Annotated in this window: 13 protein-coding genes; 3 read left to right on the top strand and 10 right to left on the bottom strand. The window is 69.5% G+C overall.

Going from position 1 to position 13,899, the window contains the following annotated elements:
• The 8 genes from K7854_RS02270 to K7854_RS02235 all read right to left on the bottom strand — a co-directional run.
• Positions 1 to 1,231, bottom strand: a 1,231-nt coding sequence (locus K7854_RS02270) for a pyridoxal phosphate-dependent aminotransferase (RefSeq protein WP_226024622.1), incomplete at its 3' end; no start/stop codon positions are given.
• Between the two features lie 116 nt (positions 1,232 to 1,347).
• On the bottom strand, positions 1,348 to 2,496 hold the full coding sequence (locus tag K7854_RS02265; protein WP_226024621.1) for an aldose epimerase family protein: 1,149 nt from the start codon (positions 2,494 to 2,496) through the stop codon (positions 1,348 to 1,350).
• A gap of 67 nt (positions 2,497 to 2,563) precedes the next feature.
• A complete protein-coding gene (mmsB, locus tag K7854_RS02260) occupies positions 2,564 to 3,808 on the bottom strand; it encodes a multiple monosaccharide ABC transporter permease (protein ID WP_226024620.1) in 1,245 nt (414 codons plus the stop codon).
• Complete coding sequence (gene mmsA, locus K7854_RS02255) at positions 3,805 to 5,382, bottom strand: multiple monosaccharide ABC transporter ATP-binding protein (protein WP_226024619.1); 1,578 nt, start codon at positions 5,380 to 5,382, stop codon at positions 3,805 to 3,807. The genes mmsB and mmsA overlap by 4 nt, the downstream gene beginning before the upstream one ends.
• 32 nt (positions 5,383 to 5,414) lie before the next feature.
• The gene (chvE, locus tag K7854_RS02250) at positions 5,415 to 6,524 is read right to left on the bottom strand and encodes a multiple monosaccharide ABC transporter substrate-binding protein (RefSeq protein WP_226024618.1); all 1,110 of its coding nucleotides are present in this window, start codon (positions 6,522 to 6,524) and stop codon (positions 5,415 to 5,417) included.
• A gap of 95 nt (positions 6,525 to 6,619) precedes the next feature.
• Entirely contained in the window at positions 6,620 to 7,591 is a 972-nt protein-coding gene (locus K7854_RS02245) for a hypothetical protein (protein ID WP_226024617.1), read from the bottom strand.
• Between the two features lie 135 nt (positions 7,592 to 7,726).
• Positions 7,727 to 8,743, bottom strand: a complete 1,017-nt coding sequence (locus K7854_RS02240) for a zinc-dependent alcohol dehydrogenase (protein WP_226024616.1) — start codon at positions 8,741 to 8,743, stop codon at positions 7,727 to 7,729.
• The gene (locus tag K7854_RS02235) at positions 8,740 to 9,906 is read right to left on the bottom strand and encodes a mandelate racemase/muconate lactonizing enzyme family protein (RefSeq protein WP_226024615.1); all 1,167 of its coding nucleotides are present in this window, start codon (positions 9,904 to 9,906) and stop codon (positions 8,740 to 8,742) included. The genes K7854_RS02240 and K7854_RS02235 overlap by 4 nt, the downstream gene beginning before the upstream one ends.
• A gap of 214 nt (positions 9,907 to 10,120) precedes the next feature.
• Here K7854_RS02235 and K7854_RS02230 point away from each other — a divergent pair, with 214 nt between their 5' ends.
• On the top strand, positions 10,121 to 10,969 hold the full coding sequence (locus K7854_RS02230; protein ID WP_226024614.1) for an SCO2400 family protein: 849 nt from the start codon (positions 10,121 to 10,123) through the stop codon (positions 10,967 to 10,969).
• Between the two features lie 23 nt (positions 10,970 to 10,992).
• Here K7854_RS02230 and K7854_RS02225 read toward each other — a convergent pair whose 3' ends face one another.
• Both K7854_RS02225 and K7854_RS02220 read right to left on the bottom strand, forming a co-directional pair.
• On the bottom strand, positions 10,993 to 11,451 hold the full coding sequence (locus K7854_RS02225) for a hypothetical protein (RefSeq protein ID WP_226024613.1): 459 nt from the start codon (positions 11,449 to 11,451) through the stop codon (positions 10,993 to 10,995).
• 297 nt (positions 11,452 to 11,748) lie between these two features.
• Positions 11,749 to 12,204 (bottom strand): MarR family winged helix-turn-helix transcriptional regulator, encoded by a 456-nt coding sequence (locus K7854_RS02220; protein WP_226024612.1) that lies wholly within the window; start codon positions 12,202 to 12,204, stop codon positions 11,749 to 11,751.
• A 128-nt stretch (positions 12,205 to 12,332) separates the two neighbouring features.
• Here K7854_RS02220 and K7854_RS02215 point away from each other — a divergent pair, with 128 nt between their 5' ends.
• On the top strand, positions 12,333 to 13,355 hold the full coding sequence (locus K7854_RS02215; RefSeq protein WP_226024611.1) for an NADP-dependent oxidoreductase: 1,023 nt from the start codon (positions 12,333 to 12,335) through the stop codon (positions 13,353 to 13,355).
• A 93-nt stretch (positions 13,356 to 13,448) separates the two neighbouring features.
• Positions 13,449 to 13,868, top strand: a complete 420-nt coding sequence (locus K7854_RS02210; protein WP_226024610.1) for an organic hydroperoxide resistance protein — start codon at positions 13,449 to 13,451, stop codon at positions 13,866 to 13,868.
• Positions 13,869 to 13,899 lie beyond the last annotated feature (31 nt).

The raw sequence follows: 13,899 nt of genomic DNA, 5'->3' as shown, positions 1-13,899 counted from the left end.
TGATCGCGCGCATGCCGGACCCGTTGGTCTCGTGCATCAGGCGGTCCACCGCCGCCGTGCCCGAGCTGTAGCCGGTCCCGGTGGCCGGCCCGGGCACGGCGGCTCCCCTCCCGGCCCCGTAGAGCACCTGTTCCAGGCCGGACACCAGGCGACGCACATCCACCTGGGGGCGCACCACGAGACGCAGGAAGCGGCTGGAGGAACCGATCTTGTTGCCGCACTCCCGGACCAGCACCCGGTGCTCGGTGAGCATGCGGTCGCGCACGGCGGTGCCCTCCGCGCCCACCGGGAGCCGGACGAAGAGGAAGTTGCCCTGCGACGGGTAGACGGTCAGACCGGGCAGCGCGGACAGCTGGGCGGCCATCTCCAGGCGGTCGCGCCGCACCTGGTGCAGGCTCTGCGCGTACTCCGGACCGTGGTCGCGCAGCATGAACACCACGTGCTCCGCGAAGGAGTTGAGGTTCCACTTGGGCAGCATGGCGCGCACCCGGCCGGCGAGCGCCGGGTTGGCGACCAGGTAGCCGAAGCGGATGCCGTGCAGCCCGAAGTTCTTGCCGAGGCTGCGCAGCACGACGACGTTGGGGCGCAGCATCGCCTCCTGGACCACGCTGGGTTCGGCCTCCGCGTCGGCGAACTCCAGGAAGGACTCGTCGATCACCACCAGGTCCCGGTCGGCCATCGCGTCCATGAACTGCACCAGCGCCTGCTTGTGCAGATAGCCGCCGTCGGGGTTGTTGGGGTTGCAGACGACCACGGCCCGGGTGCCCCTGGCCCGGACGAACTCGGCGTAGCGGGCGAGGTCGAGGGCGAAGCCGCCGGCCTCCTGGAGCGGGAACATGTCGACCCGCTTGCCGGTCTCCATGGGCTGGTCGGTCCAGCGGCCGAAGGTGGGGACGGGGACGGCGAGGGACTCCCGGACCAGCAGGTGGTCGATCCAGGTGATCAGCTCCGTGGAGCCGTTGCCCATCGCCACGCACTGCGGCGGGAGCTGGAGCAGGCTGCACAGTTCGGCGGTGATGGTGTCGGCGCTGCTCGGGTAGTACGTGATGATGTCCCGCAGCCGGCCGGCCAGCTCCTCGAACATCGCCGGGGTGGGGAAGTACGGGTTGCAGGGGATGCAGAAGTCCACCGGTCCCGCGCCCGCCGCCTCGCCGCTCTCCCGCGTCAGCGCCGCCATCGAGGGGCTGTGCGCCGCGGTGCTGCGGAACAACGAGGTGACGTTGCCGGACAAGTGGACCTCCGTGAGTGGGCGGCCCGCGCGGGGGACACGGGCCGCCCTTGTATACGGAGGCGGACGGGGCGCCGTTCAACGCATGTGAAGAAAGTGTGCGCCCGGATCCGGGTGCCTCACGCGTCGAACGAGTGCACCGTCGACGTCCGGTAGGTCTCGCCGGGCCGCAGCACCGTGGACGGGAACGACGGCTGGTTCGGCGAGTCCGGGAAGTGCTGGGTCTCCAGGCACAGGGCGTCGCCCTGGCGGTAGAGGGAGCCGCCGGTGCCGGTCAGGGTGCCGTCGAGGAAGTTGCCCGAGTAGAACTGCAGCCCGGGCTGGTCGGTGGCGATGCGCAGGGTGCGGCCGGAGGTGTGCTCGCGCAGGGTGGCGATGTGCTCGGGGCGGTCGGTGATGCCCTTGTCGAGCACCCAGTTGTGGTCGAAGCCCTTGGCGGTGACCAGCTGCGGGTGGGCGTCGCGGATGTCCCGTCCGATCGGCTTGGCCCGCCGGAAGTCGAAGGGCGTGCCGGACACCTTCGCCAGCTCGCCCGTCGGGATCAGACCGGCGTCGGTGGGCGTGTAGCGGGAGGCGGCGATCGACAGCTCGTGGTCCTCGATCGTGCCGCTGCCCTCGCCGGCCAGGTTCCAGTAGACGTGGCTGGTGAGGTTGACGACGGTGGCCTTGTCGGTGGTGGCCTCGTAGTCGATGCGCCAGTCGCCGCGCCGGGTGAGGGTGTACGTCACCGTCGCCCTGAGCGTGCCCGGGTAGCCCATCTCGCCGTCGACGCTGGTGTAGTGCAGCACCAGGCCGACGTCCGGACCGTCGGTGAACGGCTCGACGTCCCACACCCGGTAGTCGAAGCCCAGGGCGCCGCCGTGCAGGGAGTTCTCCCCGTCGTTGACGGAGAGCTGGTACTCCTTGCCGTCCAGGGTGAAGCGGCCCTTGGCGATGCGGTTGCCGTACCGGCCGATCAGGGCGCCGAAGTGCGGGCTGCGGGCGACGTAGTCGTCGAGGTTGTCGAAGCCCAGCGAGACGTCCGCGTAGCGGCCCCGGCGGTCCGGGATCTCCAGGGACTGCACGACACCGCCGTACGACAGCACCTTCATCCGCGTGCCGCCGTTCTCCAGCGACCAGCGGTACACCTTCGTCCCGTCGGCCAGTTTGCCGAAGAGTTCCTTCACCGGTTTCCTGCCTCCCGACGCGTGCGCCGTGCCGCCGGCCGCGGTGGCGGCCACCCCGGCCGCTGCCGCCGACGCGATGACCGTTCGTCTGCTCAGTTCCATACGTGCGGCTCCTGTACTTCCGTGAGAAGAAGCGGGCCCCGCCGTGAGTGGCGGGGCCCGAGATCCGTTACGAACCGACCCTGCGCTTGTTCCACACGTCGAATCCGACCGCCGCCAGCAGCACCAGGCCCTTGATGACCTGCTGCCAGTCGGTGCCGATGCCGACGAGGTTCATGCCGTTGTTCAGCACGCCGAGGACCAGACCGCCGATGATCGCGCCGAGGACCGTGCCGACGCCGCCGCTCATCGACGCGCCGCCGATGAACGAGGCGGCGATGGCCTCCAGCTCGAAGTTGAGGCCCGCCTTGGGCGAGGCCGCGTTGAAGCGGGCGGCGAAGACCAGGCCCGCCAGGGCCGCGAGCATGCCCATGTTCAGGAAGACCAGGAAGGTGACCTTCTTGTCCTTCACGCCCGACAGCTTGGCCGCCGGCAGGTTGCCGCCGATGGCGTAGATGTGGCGGCCGATGATCGCGTTGCGCATCAGGTAGCCGAAGCCGACCACCAGCACGCCGAGGATGAGCAGCACGATCGGGGCGCCCTTGTAGCTGGCCAGCAGCAGCGTGACCACCAGGACGGCGGCGACCAGCGCGACCAGCTTGAGCAGGAAGAGGTTGAGCGGCGGCACCTCGAGGGCGAACTCCTGCTGCCGCTTGCGGTCGCGGACCTCCTGGTACACCACGAAGGCGATGAGCGCGATGCCCAGCAGCAGGGTGAGGTTGTGGTAGTTGGTGTTCGGGCCGACCTCGGGCAGGAAGCCGTTGGCGATCTTCTGCAGGTCCTTCGGGAACGGGCCGAGGGTCTGGCCCTTGAGGAAGATCTCCGTCAGACCGCGGAAGAGCAGCATGCCCGCGAGGGTCACGATGAACGACGGTATGCCGAGGTAGGCGATGAAGAAGCCCTGTACGGCACCGGCGGCGGCGCCGATGGCCAGGCAGAGGATCACCGCCACCGGCCACGCCAGGTCGTGGTTGACCATCAGGACGGCGGCCGTCGCACCGACGAACGCGGTCAGTGAGCCCACCGACAGGTCGATGTGGCCCGCGATGATGACGAGCATCATGCCGATCGCGAGGATCAGGATGTAGCTGTTCTGCAGCACCAGGTTGGAGACGTTGCGCGGCAGCAGCAGGTCCCCGTCGGACCACACCGCGAACAGCACCACGATCAGGCCGAGGGCCATCAGCATGCCGTACTGGCGCATGTTGCGGCGCATGCCGTCGAGCATGAGCTGCAGCAGGCCGCCGCCGGAGGCCGAGCCCTCTCTGCCGGGCGGCGCCGGGGCCGGGGTCTTGGCGGTCACGTCCGTGCTCATCGGCTTACCTCTTCGTCCTTCAGGGACTTCTGGTCCTGCTTGTCCTTCGTCATCTGCCGCATCAGCGCCTCCTGCGAGGCCTCGGCCCGCGAGAACTCGCCGGTCAGCCGTCCCGCGGCCATCGTGTAGATGCGGTCGCACATGCCGAGCAGCTCCGGCAGTTCGGAGGAGATGAACACGACCGCCTTGCCCTCGGCCGCCAGGCGGTCGATGACCGTGTAGATCTCGTACTTGGCGCCCACGTCGATGCCGCGCGTGGGCTCGTCCAGGATCAGCACCTCGGGACCCGCGAAGATCCACTTGCTGAGGACGACCTTCTGCTGGTTGCCGCCGGACAGCTTGCCGACCGGCTCGAAGACGGTCGGCGCCTTGATGTTCATCGACTTGCGGTAGTCCTCGGCGACCTGCCGCTCGCCGTGCTCGTCGACCACGCCCCGCTTGGAGACCCTGCCCAGCGCGGTCAGCGAGATGTTCCGGTTGATGGTGTCGATGAGGTTGAGGCCGTAGTGCTTGCGGTCCTCGGTGACGTACGCGATCCCGTGCCCGACCGCCTCCGGGACGGTCTTCGTGCGGATCTCCTTGCCGTCCCTGAGGACCGTGCCGCCCGCGTACCGGCCGTAGGTGCGGCCGAAGACGCTCATCGCCAGCTCGGTGCGGCCGGCGCCCATGAGTCCGGCGATGCCGACGATCTCACCGCGCCGGACCGCGATCGAGACGTCGTCGACGACCTTGCGCTGCTGGTCGATGGGGTGGTGCACGGTCCAGTTGCGGATCTCCAGGGCCGGGGCCGCGCCCTTCTCGGCCTGGTGCGGGGTCCGGTCCGGGAAGCGGTTCTCCAGGTCGCGGCCGACCATGCCGCTGATGATCCGGTCCTCGGTCGTCTCGGCCGCCTTCACGTCGAGCGTCTCGATGGAGCGCCCGTCGCGGATGATGGTGACCGAGTCGGCGACCCGGCGGATCTCGTTGAGCTTGTGCGAGATGATGATCGAGGTCATGCCCTGATCCTTCAACTGAAGGATCAGGTCGAGGAGTTTGCCGCTGTCCTCGTCGTTGAGCGCCGCCGTCGGCTCGTCGAGGATGAGTAGCTTCACTTTCTTGGACAGCGCCTTGGCGATCTCCACCAGCTGCTGCTTGCCCACGCCGATGTCGGCGACGCGGGTCTCGGGGTGCTCGTCGAGACCGACCCGGCGCAGCAGCTCGGTGGCGTGCCTGAGGGTGTCGTTCCAGTTGATCAGTCCGCGCTTGGCGTGCTCGTTGCCGAGGAAGATGTTCTCCGCGATGGACAGGTACGGCACCAGCGCCAGCTCCTGGTGGATGATCACGATGCCGTGCTGTTCGCTCGCCCGGATGTCCTTGAACCGGCAGGTCTCGCCCTCGAAGAGGACGTCCCCCTCGTAACTGCCGTGCGGGTGGACTCCGGAGAGGACCTTCATCAGGGTCGACTTGCCGGCGCCGTTCTCCCCGCAGATGGCGTGGACCTCGCCCTGGCGAACGGTCAGCGTGACGTCCGACAGCGCTTTGACACCGGGAAAGGTCTTGACGATCGAGCGCATTTCCAGGACGGGTCCCGCCATGGTCGTGCCTTCCAATCCTTGAGGGAACCCGGTCAGTTGAGCTGGTCCGCGGTGTAGTAGCCGCCGTCGACGAGGACCTTCTCGTAGTTGGACTTGTCGACGCTGACCGGCTGGAGCAGGTAGGCGGGGACCACCTTGGCACCGTTGTCATACGACTTGGTGTCGTTGACCTCGGGCTTCTTGTCGTTCAGCACCGAATCGACCATGTTCGCGGCGACCTTGGCGAGCTGGCGCAGGTCCTTGAAGACGGTCTGGGTCTGCTGGCCCGCCTTGATCGACTTGACCGAGGCGATCTCGGCGTCCTGCCCGGTGACGACCGGCATCTTCTTGCTGCCGGAGCCGTAGCCGTCGGACTTCAGCGCGGACAGGATGCCGATGGAGATGCCGTCGTAGGGCGAGAGCACCGCGTCGACCCGGGCGCTGCGGTAGCTGGAGGTGAGCAGGTCGTCCATGCGCTTCTGCGCGGTGCCGCCGTCCCAGCGCAGGGTGGTGACCTGGTTGAGCGCGGTCTGCTTGGAGCGGACGACGAGCTGGCCCTTGTCCATGTAGGGCTTGAGGACCTTCATGGCGCCGTTGAAGAAGTACTTGGTGTTGTTGTCGTCGTTGGAGCCGGCGAACAGCTCGATGTTGAACGGGCCCTTCTCGCCGGCCTTCAGACCGAGCTTGTCGACGATGTAGCCGCCCTGCAGCTCGCCGACCTTCTCGTTGTCGAACGAGGCGTAGTAGTCGACGTTCTCGGTGCCGAGGATCAGCCGGTCGTAGGAGATGACCGGGATGTCGGCGTCCTTGGCCTGCTGCATGACGTTGCCGAGGGACTTGTTGTCGATCGCGGCGACGATCAGGGCGTCCACACCCTGGGTGATCATGTTCTCGATCTGTGAGACCTGCTGGTCCGGGTCGTCCTCGCCGAAGACCAGCTTGGTCTTGAAGCCCTTGGACTTCAGCTCCTTCTCGACGTTGGCGCCGTCGGTGATCCAGCGCTCGGAGGACTTGGTCGGCATCGCGATGCCGACGGTGGCGCCGTCGCTGCCTGACTTGTCCTCCTCGCTGCCGCCCTCGCTGTTCTGGCCGCAGGCGGTCAGGGTGAGGGCGAGCGAGGCGGCGGAGGCTATCGCGGCGAGTGCGGCTCTGCGGTTGCGCATGGTCATCATCCTTGAGGTGAGGGCTGGATCGGCGACGCAGGTGTGTGGGATTGTGCGCGGTCGTGTCGTCTTTTGAGAAGGGAGTTTCCGGAACGTTATGACGAGATCTCGAACCGGTTGAGCGGCCCCGGCAGCCGGGTGCCGAGCGGCGCCATGTCCCCGTCCGCCCCGTGCCGGGCGAGCAGGTCGAGGGCGAGCCGGCCGCGCCGCACCCGCTCCTTGGCGCTGGCCAGCGTCAGTTCCCGCAGGTGGTGGCCGTACGGATAGATCCCGGGCGCCTTGGACAGGCCGAACTTCAGATACAGCGGGGCGCCGCGCCGGATCAGCTCGGCGACCTCGTACATGCGCACATAGCCGCCGAGGTCGTCGGGAGCCTCGATGTACATGTCCATCGGCGCGGCCGAAACCCGACGTATTTCGGTCAGGTGATCCGGTGTCAGGTCACTGGGCACGTTGATGGAGTCCGCGCCGAGCCGTTCGTACACCGCGTACGAGGCCGGGTTGACCGGTCCGACGAGGGCCGAGAGCTTCAGGGTGGTGTCGGCGGGCAGGAGGCCGGCGGCGCGGGCCCGGTGCAGTGTCCACAGCACGCCCTCGTCGGCGACGAGCAGGCACTTGACGCCCAACTTGCTCGCCCGCACGGCGTCCTCGACGCACCCGGCGACCGCGGCGTGGCCGCGCGCCCTGAGGCCCGCGCCGCCCGAGTCGGTCCGGGTGGAGCCGCCGATGTCCCAGGTGCCGCGGGGGCCGGTGAACAGGCAGAGTTCGATGTCGCGTTCGGCGGTGGCCTCGACCATCTCGGTGATCTCGGCGTCGGTCAGCATCCACACGCCGCTGCCCTGGCTGATCCGGTGGATCGGCACGTCGAGGCGTGAGGACTCCTTGAGCACCACCCCCAGCGCCTCCGGACCCTCGCAGGACGGGATCTCGGTGCGCCAGCGGCCGCCGCCCGGGAAGGAGTGCGGCGAGGCGTCGGCGGGATCGGGGTCGGGCGCGGCCAGGCCGAGGGCGGTGAGGGCCTGCTCACCGGGCCTGCGTGCGGCGGCCGTGGCGGAAGCGTCGGTCACAAGCGTTCCTTAGTGTTCGGTATGTCGGACGAAGTTCGCGGCCGTGGCCATGGGTGACTGGGGCGCGCGGTGTCCGGTCCGGTGGGTGCACGCCGGTGCGGAGGCCGTCAGGTCGCCCCCGCACCGGCGTACGGCTCAGGGGTGGGGGTCCGGGTGCAGCAGCACCTTGCCGACCTTGGGGTCGCCGGAGCCCACCAGCTCGATGGCCTCCGAGAACCGGGCCAGCGGCAGTTCGTGCGTCACCAGCGGGCGCGGATCGAGCAGACCGGCCGCGAAGACCCGCACCGTGTGCGCCCAGGCGTCCGGCGGCGCCCCGAAGACCGTGTGCACCTCCAGCTGCCGCACCACCAGGTCGGTCGGGTCGAGCCCGTCGGCGCCCGGCGCCGGGATGCCGGTCAGCACCAGCCGCCCGCCCCGGCGCAGCAGCGCGGCGGCGGTGCGGGCGGCGTCCGCGGACCCGGCGGTCTCGATCACGACGTCGAAGTCGTCCGGCAGCGGCTGGTCCTTGGTGCGGAAGCCGGTCGCGCCGAACCGCCGGGACAGCGCCTCCCGGTCCCCGCGCGTCCCGACGACCAGCAGTTCGGCCGGGGAGGCGGCGCGCAGGAACTGCACGGCGAACATGCCGAGCGTGCCCGTGCCGACGACCGCGACCCGCTCGCCGGGCCGGGCGTTCGCCTTCAGCGCGGCGGCGGCGACGCAGGCCGCGGGCTCCAGCAGGGCGGCGGCGGTGAGGTCGGCGCCGTCGGGCAGCACGTGCAGCAGCCGGGCGGGCAGGGTCAGCGTCGGCGCCATGGCGCCCGGCTGGGTGAACCCGGTCTCCTCGTACCCGGCGGTGCACAGCGTCGTCTCGCCCGCGTGGCAGCGGTCGCACACCTGGCAGTTGCGGAACCCCTCGCCCACCACCTTCCGGCCGACGAGCGAGTCCGGTACGCCGGTGCCGACCCGCGCCACGGTCCCGGACCACTCGTGCCCGGGCGTGAGCGGGTAACGCACGTACCCCTCGGGCCGGTTGCCCTGGTAGACCTCCCGGTCGCTGCCGCAGATCCCGGCGGCGTGCACCCGCACCAGCGCCTCGCCGGGCCCCGGTTCCCGCGGCTCGTGCGGCACCAGCCGGTGCGCCCCCGGCGCCTCGACGACGACGGCGCCGCTCACGCCCCGGTCCCCTTGGGGGCGCGCTTCTCCCAGCCCTCGGCCCACAGGTCGAAGCGGGCCTGCTGCTGCGGGAACTCGGCCGCCGCGTCGGTGTCCAGCTCGACGCCGAGACCGGGTGCGTCGGAGAGGTGGAAGCACCCGTCCTCCGGGTCCACCTGCGGGGCGCCCTTCACGACCTTCTTGATCTCCGCGTCCGCAAAGTCGTTGAAGTGCTCAAGGATCTTGAAGTTCGGCGTGGTGAACCCGACCTGGAGGCTGGCGGCGGTGAGCACGGACCCGCCGACGTTGTGCGGGGCGATGAGCATGTAGTGCGTCTCGGCGGTGGCCGCCAGCTTCCGGGTCTCCCAGATGCCGCCGATGTGACCGACGTCGGGCTGGATGACGTCCACCGACTGGTCCTCGAACAGCTCGCGGAACTCGATCCGGTCGTGGATGCGCTCCCCGGTGGCGACCGGCATGTCGACCTTCTCGGCGACCTTCTTCAGCGCCCTGAGGTTCTCCGGCGGAACCGGCTCCTCCAGCCAGGCGGGCTTGAACGGCGCGAGTTCCCGCGCGAGCCGTACGGCCGTGGAGGGCGAGAACCGCCCGTGCATCTCCAGCATCAGCTCGGCGTCCGGCCCGATCGCGTCCCGCACGGCCTCGATCAGCGACACCGCGTAGTTCGTCTGCTGCTGGTCAAGCTCGAAGTGCCCGGTGCCGAACGGGTCGATCTTCAGCGCCCGGTACCCGCGCTCCATGACCTGCTGCGCGGCCTTGTGGTACGCCTCCGGCGTCCGCTCGGTCGTGTACCACCCGTTGGCGTAAGCCTTGACCTTGTCGGTGACCTTCCCGCCCAGCAGCTGCCACACGGGGACGCCGAGGGCCTTGCCCTTGATGTCCCAGCAGGCCATCTCGACGACGGCGATGCCGGACATCACGATCTCGCCCGCGCGGCCGTAGTCGCCGTACTTCATGCGGCGGACCAGGTCCTCGACAGCGAACGGGTCCGAACCGAGAATGTGGTTGGCCTCGGCCTCCTTCAGGTAGCCGAGGAGGGCGTCGGTGTGCCCCAGCATCCGGGTCTCGCCGACTCCGGTGATCCCCTCGTCGGTGTGCACCTGGACGTAGGTCAGGTTGCGCCACGGCGTCCCGACCACGTGTGTGCTGATTCCGGTGATGCGCACGGCGGCTGCCCTTCGCTCTGTTCGATATTTCGTCACTCGTTCGAAATGCTGGCGTGACAGTAAGGACGGGGTGCTGGGAGTGTCAATGGGTCGGACCCATAACGGTTTCGGCAGTTTCGAGGCGGGGGAGAGGCGTCGGCGAAGTGCTTCCCCACACAACTTTCACAGTGACCTCTAGGAACGCGCCCGTCCCGGAACTTAACCTTCCCGCGTCATGGACTACTGCCACCCGTGCCGACGGCACCTCAACGGCGCCCTCGCCTGCCCGGGGTGCGGCACGCCCGCCCACGAACTCCGTTCGTCGGACGACGCTCTGACGGCGAGTGAGGTCTTCGACCGGCGATACGGGGTCGAGCCGACGACGGCCGACGACGCCCCCCGGGAAGCCCCGGGGCGGAAGCTCGACGACGCCCCGGACGGCACCGCCGACGAGAACGCCGACGGCCCCACGCACGAGCCCCTCGGCGAGGACGCCGACGGCCCCACGCACGACCCCCTCGACGAGGACCTCGACGACGCCACCCCGCCCGGCCCCCGCTCCAGCCGCCGCGACCGCAAGGCCGCCGCCCACCGCAGGCGCCGCCGCCGCACCCTGCTCGTAGCCGCGGGCTTCGTCCTGGCCGCCGGGGGACTGAGCCTCGCCGAACTCGGCATGGACGCCCCGCACTCCGCGGAGGAACCGGCGGCAGCGGCCGGCGAGACGACGGACGGCGAGGCGACCCGCGAGGTGGCCGAGTCGTCGGCGATCCCGGCCGACGACACCTCGGACAGGACCACCCCCTCGGGCACACCGTCCCCCGACGCATCGGCGTCGACGACGGCGTCGGCGTCGGCATCCCCGTCGTCCTCCCCGGGGGCGACGAAGTCCGAAACGGCGACAGACTCCGCCCCTCCGTCAGCCTCCCGCCCCCAGCCCCCGGACCCGGCCAGTCCCGCCGACCCGGACCCGTCCTCCCCGGACACCGACGACGACCCGCCCCCGACAACCACCCCCTCCCCACCGCAGTCCCCGGACCCGACCCCCACGGAAACCTGCGACCGCTTCCTGTGGTGGTGCACGTAGCCCCGCGCCTCGGTATTCGCCCGTCACGGACATGACCGGCTCCTGCCGTCGCGCCGGTCGTCGAGGCGGGTAGTGAGGTCGGGCCACTGCTCGGACCATCGCGCCACATCGCTCTCGGTCAACGCCCACTCCGAACGAAGGGCTTCGCTCGGAAGGAAGTGGACGCAGGTCCCCGTCGTCCCGTCGGCCTCGACGGGCATCAGATCACTCACCGGGACACTGTGCTCATAGCGCTGGCTCCAGGATCCGTTGAGACGGCGGTTGGTATGAATCAGCCACTCGCTGAGCGCCGCGACGACGGACATGCCGCGACGCGGATGTCCGTCCGGTAGCCGTTCAGTTTCCGATAGATCGAAGAAGCGGAGATCCTTCGTAGCCATGACCGGCTTCTTCACCACGCAGCCATGCTCGTCGATTCGAGTGTCGGTGCCTCGGCCGTCATCCTCCACCGACACCGACCCGTCGATGTGCAGCGTGACCACACACCGCCCGCCGCCCCTGCCCGCTGCCTCATCAGCAGCGTAAGCAACGGTCTCAAGAACAAGGTGTTCCGGCCCGCCCGGTGTGAATTCTGCAGCCCTCCGGCGGATTCGACCGAGATGGTCCGCGTCTACGACGGCGGACCAATCGTGCGTGGTGTTGACCCAAGAAGCCCTTGATCCATCCATTCGACCAGTATCTGCCGGGCCCTCCTTCGGGTTGGCGGAATCGATCGCCCGGCAGTGATCCCATGTCGTCGGCGACTTCGACTGCAGTACGAGTTCGACATGCGGTGACGGTCAGTCCTCCGGCGGGCCCTCACCGACCATCAGGCGCAGCGCGTCCCGCAGAGCCACGCGCTCCGTTTCCGACAGCCCCGCCAGCGGCTCCCGGGCGAAGCGGAGGGATTCGCGGAGGTCCCGGGCCACCCGGCGGCCCTCCTGCGTGGCCGCCGCGACCTTCACGCGTCGGTCGGCGGGGTCGGGGCGGCGCTCGACCAGGCCCCGTGCCTCCAGCCGGTCCACGATCCCCGTGACGTTCGACGGCTCGCACTTCAGCTTCTGGGCCAGCTTCCGCATCGGCAGCGGCTCCAGCGTCAGCAGGCTCAGCAGCTTGGCCTGCGCGCCGGTCAGGGCGCGCTCCGCCGCCGCCTCCTCGTAGTCCGCGTGGAAGCGGGCCACGACCTCGCCGATCAGCTCGACGACTTCCAGGGTGAGAGCGTCGGGGCGGCGGGTCGTGTCGCGTGGTGTGGCCATGCGATCCAGGGTACCCAGTTGTTTGACAAGCTGAAATGTTCAGCCGCATGGTTGTTTCAGAGCATGAAACATTCTCGCCAGGCAAGTCCGAGCAAGCCCCAGGAAGCAAGCCTCAGGAAAGGTGCCCCATGACCGACTCCCCCGCCCTCCCCGCCGTCAACCGTGAATGGCACCTGGTCACCCGCCCGGTCGGCTGGCCCAAGCCCGAGGACTTCGCGCTCGTCGAGGCGGAGGTCCCCACCCCGGGCGACGGGCAGGTGCTGGTGCGCAACCTGTACGTCTCCGTCGACCCGTACATGCGCGGGCGCATGAGTGCCGCCAAGTCCTACGCCGCCCCCTACGAGCTGGGCAAGCCCATGCTGGGCGGCGCGGTCGGCGAGGTGGTCGCCTCCAACGCCGAGGGCATCGCCGTCGGCGACCACGTCCTGCACTTCCTCGGCTGGCGCGAGTACGCCGCCGTGGACGCGAAGAGCGCCGTCAAGGTGGACCCGGACGCGGCGCCCCTGTCGACGTACCTGGGTGTGCTCGGCATGACGGGGCTCACCGCCTACGTCGGCCTGCTGCGCACCGCCTCCTTCAAGGAGGGCGACTCCGTCTTCGTCTCGGGCGCCGCGGGCGCGGTCGGCAGCCAGGTCGGGCAGATCGCGAAGCTCAAGGGCGCCTCCCGCGTCATCGGCTCGGCCGGCTCGGACGAGAAGGTCAAGCTGCTCCTCGACGAGTACGGCTTCGACGCCGCCTTCAACTACAAGAACGGCCCGGTGAGCGAGCAGCTGCGTGCCGCCGCCCCGGACGGCGTCGACGTCTACTTCGACAACGTCGGCGGCGACCACCTGGAGGCCGCCATCGGCTCCCTCAACCTCAACGGCCGCATCGCCATCTGCGGCGCGATCTCCGTCTACAACAACACCGAGCCCGCGCCCGGCCCGAAGAACCTCGCCCGGCTCATCCAGACCCGCGGCCGCATCGAGGGCTTCCTGGTCGGCGACCACTACGACCTCCAGCCGCAGTTCGTCGAGGAGGTCGGCCCCTGGGTCCGCACCGGCGAGCTGAAGTACCGCGAGACGGTCGTCGAGGGCATCGAGAACAACCTGGAGGCGTTCCTCGGGGTCCTGCGGGGCGACAACACCGGAAAGATGATCGTCAAGCTCTGACTTCCCGAAGATTCCGGCATGCGGTAGCGTCTTTCCGAAATCCGTCGTGATCGTGGGCGCGAGTCACGGCGGACCGAGGAGGAAGACACCCGTATGCCCATCCAGCAGTCCGAAGTCCTCTACACCGCCGTCGCCACCGCTGAGAACGGCCGTGACGGCCGGGTGGCCACCGACGACGGCAAGCTCGACCTCGTCGTGAACCCGCCCAAGGAGATGGGCGGCAACGGCGCCGGCACCAACCCGGAGCAGCTGTTCGCCGCCGGGTACAGCGCCTGCTTCCAGGGCGCGCTCGGCGTCGTGGCCCGCCAGGAGGGTGCCGACATCAGCGGTTCCACCGTGACCGCCAAGGTCGGGATCGGCAAGAACGACGACGGGTTCGGGATCATCGTCGAGATCTCCGCCGAGATCCCGTCCGTCGACGCCGCCACCGCGCGGTCGCTGGTCGAGAAGGCCCACCAGGTCTGCCCGTACTCGAAGGCGACCCGCGGCAACATCACCGTGACGCTCGCCTGACCGGGGCCGCGCCGGGACCGGAAACGGTCCG

This window comes from Streptomyces hyderabadensis (assembly GCF_020404845.1).
Lineage (GTDB): Bacteria > Actinomycetota > Actinomycetes > Streptomycetales > Streptomycetaceae > Streptomyces > Streptomyces hyderabadensis.
This window is presented reverse-complemented; position numbering and strand designations above follow the sequence as displayed.

Bases quoted from the DNA above. Each gene is read 5' to 3' on its own strand.
- K7854_RS02265 (WP_226024621.1), bottom strand. From the start codon at position 2,496: ATGGAACTGAGCAGACGAACGGTCATCGCGTCGGCGGCAGCGGCCGGG.
- mmsB (WP_226024620.1), bottom strand. From the start codon at position 3,808: ATGAGCACGGACGTGACCGCCAAGACCCCGGCCCCGGCGCCGCCCGGC.
- mmsA (WP_226024619.1), bottom strand. From the start codon at position 5,382: ATGGCGGGACCCGTCCTGGAAATGCGCTCGATCGTCAAGACCTTTCCC.
- chvE (WP_226024618.1), bottom strand. From the start codon at position 6,524: ATGCGCAACCGCAGAGCCGCACTCGCCGCGATAGCCTCCGCCGCCTCG.
- K7854_RS02230 (WP_226024614.1), top strand. From the start codon at position 10,121: ATGGACTACTGCCACCCGTGCCGACGGCACCTCAACGGCGCCCTCGCC.
- K7854_RS02220 (WP_226024612.1), bottom strand. From the start codon at position 12,204: ATGGCCACACCACGCGACACGACCCGCCGCCCCGACGCTCTCACCCTG.
- K7854_RS02215 (WP_226024611.1), top strand. From the start codon at position 12,333: ATGACCGACTCCCCCGCCCTCCCCGCCGTCAACCGTGAATGGCACCTG.
- K7854_RS02210 (WP_226024610.1), top strand. From the start codon at position 13,449: ATGCCCATCCAGCAGTCCGAAGTCCTCTACACCGCCGTCGCCACCGCT.